We start from the raw sequence: 2,932 nt of genomic DNA, 5'->3' as shown, positions 1-2,932 counted from the left end.
CTCTCAGGCTGTGCGGCGGGCCGAGGCCTCGATCGGAGTCGCGTTCTTCAACCGCAGCCGGAGGCCGCTTACACTGACGCGGGCGGGCCGCATCCTTGCTGGCCGGGTTCGCGATCTGAATCGCGACTTTGACGCATTGCTCAGCGCACTCCGGGACGCAGCGAAACTGCCTGAGCGTGTCGATCTGAGGCTCGGCGTCATCGACTCCTATGCCGCCACGGTCGGCGCACACCTCGTCAAGGAGCTCATGACGGGTGAGGTCGCACTGAGTCTGTCCGTTTGGTCGGGCCTTGCTCACTCGCATGCCGAGGCGCTGGTCCACCGAACGATCGATGCGGCGATCACATGCGATGCGATGGATGACCTGTATGACGTCGAGCGCTTCCCATTCTATCGCGAGCCAAATCTGCTGGTGGTGCCGCGCGGCATGGAGGCCGAATTTGCCGGCCTTGATCTGCGGAATATCCTCGGTCGACATCGCCTGGTCCGGTACAGCGAGCGTTCCTATGCGGGCGCTCAGGTCGAGCGCCATCTGAGCCGCATGGGCATTCGCCCGCCGCGGGCTTTTGAGTTCGACACCTCGGACAGTTTGGTCGCCATGGTCGCGACCGGGATGGGCGTCGCGATCACCACGCCGCTGTGTCTGTTGCAGGGGCTTGCCCATGCTGGTCAAGTCAGCGCTCTCCCTCTGCCGGGCCCCGGATTTTTTCGTGAGCTGCTTCTGGTGACCCGCCGTGGCGATCTCTCATCACTGGCGCCGCGCATCGCGGAGATGGCTCGGACGAGCATTACGATGCAGGCGATGCCGCGGATCCGGACGCTCGTGCCTTGGTTCACCCAGGATTACTAGCCATTGCCAGCACGCCATTGCCAGCACGAAAAAGGCCCGGCTCTCGCCGGGCCTTTTTGCGTTTTGGAGCCGGGTCTCGCCTCAGCGGCGGAACATGCCGCCCATCATGCCGCCGACGACACCGCCGACGAAGGCTGCGCCGGCATCGCCGCCGCCGCTGTTGCGAGGCTGCGCCGGTGCGCTCTGGGCCTGGGCGGGGGCCGCACGCCGGGCCGGCTTTTGGCTCTCGTCGCTCGCGGTGGCCGGCGCGGCCGCCACGATCTCGGACAGCAGGGCCTTGTGCTGGAGCTTGTTGAGGTAGCCCGTCGACGGATAGCCGCGGGCGGCCTGCCAGCGCTTCAGCACGGTCCGGGTCTCGTCGGTGAACGCGCCGGTCGCCTTGGTGTCGAAGCCGAGGCCGGTGAGGCGGCGCTGCACGTCGCGGCGCTGGCCCTTGTCGAGGCCGATCTGGTCCTCGGTGAGCTGGCTGGCATCGTCAGTGAAGGTCGCGGGATCGACACCGGCATTGAGGTTGCGGGTCGCAGTCGAGGGGCCGCTCTTGATCGCCGCGAGGCGTGCCAGCGCCAGGGCCTTGAACTGACCGTTCGGATAGGCCGAGAGGTAGGCGTTGAGCTCCTCCGGCTTGTTGCTCTCCTTCACCGAGCGCCAGTATTCGAGCTCGACACCGTCCGAGCTGCCGGCGGCCGCCGCTGGCATGCTGCCGGCCGCGGTGGGGGCGGCGTTGGCCACCTGGGTCGTTGGCGCCTGGTTGAGGTAGACCGCGCCGATCAGGTTGGTATGGCCCCAGGGCAGCTGGCCCTTGCGGGTCTCTTCATTGACCTGGGCGCGCACCGACGTCATCGCCTGCTGGATCTCGATGCCGGGCTTGGTGATGTTGTCGATCAGCGCGCGGGTGAACGGGCTGTTGTTGCCCTCCTGGCCGTCGAGCGCGGTCTGGCCCGGGCCGGTGGCGAACGCGATCAGCGTGCCTTCGCCGGACTTCATCTCGGCGAGACCGCTCTGCACGTTGACGCTGCGGGTCGCCGAGTTCGACTTGATCTTCGCGGCAAAGGGATTGTCGCGGCAGGCATCAAGGAACACCAGCTTGACCTTGGCATCGCCCATGGTCTGTTCGAGCGTCAGGTCGATATTGATGGCGGCCCCTAACTTGACGTCCATCTCCGACTTGATGTCGGCATCGACCGGCAGGAGATAATTGCTGCCGCTGACGGCGATGCCGTGGCCGGCATAATAGAACACAGCGATGTCGGAGCCCTGCGCCTTGCGGCCGAAGTCCAGGAGCTTCTCCGTCATCTGGTCGCGCGTGAGGTTGGAGCCTTCGATCACCTCGAAGCCGACATTGCGCAACGTCGACGCCATCGCCTTGGCGTCGATCGGCGGGTTCGGCAATTGCGCGACGTTCTTGTAGGTGCCGTTGCCGACGACGAAGGCGACGCGGCGGTCGGCCTTCGCGGCGCTGACCGACAGCGCCATGCACATCAGCGAAGCGAGGAGGGTGAGATAGCGCATCTGAAATCCCCAGAATCGAATTGCAGGCAGCAACAAATTGGCAACGAACCTACACGAAGTGCCCGACTTCGCGCCACCAAAACGGCAGTACGTCGTATTCAACCCGCTGCTGTGTGGCCGAATGTGCACGATGGAATGCCCCTCCAACGTGATCCAAATCACACGGCCACTTCGTTTTGTCGCGCGAGGCCGCGCGAGGTTCACTGCACGCGGGCGGGAACCGGGGCGGCCGGCTTCAGGTTCAAGAGATTGCCAAACAGGATCAGCACCGCACCAAGGACCGTCCAGGCATCGAGGCGCTCTGCATACAACAGCCAGCCCACCGTGGCGGTGAGCGGGACCCGCAGGAAGTCCATCGGAACCACCACGGTCGCGTCGGCATAGCGCATCGCGCTGGCGAGGCAATAATGCGCGAACGTGCCGCAGACCGAGATCACCACCACCCAGCCCCAGACATAGTTGGGCGGCCAGGCCCAGACATAGAGCGTCGGCAGGAAGCCCACGACCGCCTGCACCACCAGCATCCAGAACAGGATCGCCAGCGCGCTCTCGGTGCGGGTGAGCGATTTGACC

Annotated in this window: 3 protein-coding genes; 1 reads left to right on the top strand and 2 read right to left on the bottom strand. The window is 65.5% G+C overall.

The window, feature by feature from the left end:
- On the top strand, positions 1–850 hold an 850-nt coding region (locus ACXJL8_RS38070; protein ID WP_456686709.1), incomplete at its 5' end, for a LysR family transcriptional regulator.
- Between the two features lie 81 nt (positions 851–931).
- Here the strand turns inward: ACXJL8_RS38070 and ACXJL8_RS38065 are convergent.
- Together ACXJL8_RS38065 and ACXJL8_RS38060 are read right to left on the bottom strand one after the other, a co-directional pair.
- Positions 932–2,359 (bottom strand): caspase family protein, encoded by a 1,428-nt coding sequence (locus ACXJL8_RS38065; RefSeq protein WP_456618905.1) that lies wholly within the window; start codon positions 2,357–2,359, stop codon positions 932–934.
- Between the two features lie 200 nt (positions 2,360–2,559).
- The coding region (locus ACXJL8_RS38060; protein ID WP_456686708.1) for an EamA family transporter at positions 2,560–2,932 on the bottom strand (373 nt) is incomplete at its 5' end.

This window comes from Bradyrhizobium sp. P5_C11_2 (assembly GCF_054049755.1).
The sequence above is the reverse complement of the archived record's forward strand: the minus strand, read 5'-3'. Positions and strand labels throughout refer to the sequence as shown.